This window comes from Lichenihabitans sp. Uapishka_5, from assembly GCF_033947565.1.
Taxonomy (GTDB): Bacteria; Pseudomonadota; Alphaproteobacteria; order Rhizobiales; family Beijerinckiaceae; genus Lichenihabitans.
In genome coordinates this window covers 1-823 of sequence record NZ_JARPVX010000218.1, presented here as the reverse complement: position 1 = coordinate 823, position 823 = coordinate 1, and the positions used below count along the sequence as shown (strand labels likewise).

General features: G+C 69.4%; 1 protein-coding gene and 1 pseudogene. Both read left to right on the top strand.

Features of this window, described 5'->3' with window-relative positions; translation table 11 throughout:
• Window positions 1-566: GyrI-like domain-containing protein (locus tag P7D22_RS23290; protein ID WP_319936616.1), on the top strand; the 566-nt coding region annotated here is incomplete at its 5' end.
• Window positions 563-823: pseudogene (locus P7D22_RS23285) on the top strand (hypothetical protein); the annotation flags it as partial. The gene P7D22_RS23290 and the pseudogene P7D22_RS23285, both read left to right, overlap by 4 nt.

The following is an 823-nucleotide window of genomic DNA, read 5'->3' as shown; positions in this document are numbered from 1 at the left end:
GTACCGTGGCGGCGCCCGCCGCCACGGTACCGACGCCCCCCGATGCGGCCGCCAGCAAGCCGGCGCCCGATTCGACCGTGGGCGCCTCGCCGGGCGACGCCTCGATCAGCCAGATGCTCGACGTCCAGCCCCGGCCTGCCGTGGTGATCAACGGTTCGTCCACCTGGGACGACGGCTTCAAGACGCTGACCGAGACCTTTGCCAAGCTGAACGACACGCTCGTCAAGAACGGCCTTGCTTCCGCCGGGCGGCCGCTCGCGGTGTTCACGGCCACCGACGATGCGGGGTTCAAATATTCGGCCATGCTGCCGATCGCCCAGGCGCCGGAAGGCAAGACGGAGCTGACGCCCGACGTGAAGATCAGCGAAACGCCGTCCGGCAAGGCCATCCGGTTCCAGCACCGGGCCGCCTATGACGACATCGACTCCACCTACGAGGCCATCACGGCCTATCTGGATGAGAAAGGCCTCGAGTCGCGCAACCTGTTCGCCGAGGAATACCTGCACATGACCAAGACGTCGGACGATCCGTCGCTCGAAGTCGACATCTATGTGTTCCTGAAGTGAAAGCCTTCGGCTTGGCGGCCATCGCGCTTGCGACGGCGACCGCACCCCTCGCGGCCGCGGAGTTGGCCGCCACGCCGCGCCTCGGCGCCTGCGGCCCCGCGGGCGGATTTATGCTGCCCGGCACCGAGGCCTGCCTGACGCTCAGTGGCTTCGCGCGCGCCGAGGCCGGCTGGTCCATGACGGCGCCGGCCTTTGCGCTGACGACGCCCGGACGTGGCGTGTCGCCCCAGGGGCCCGCACGCGCCGCAGGCCTCGAC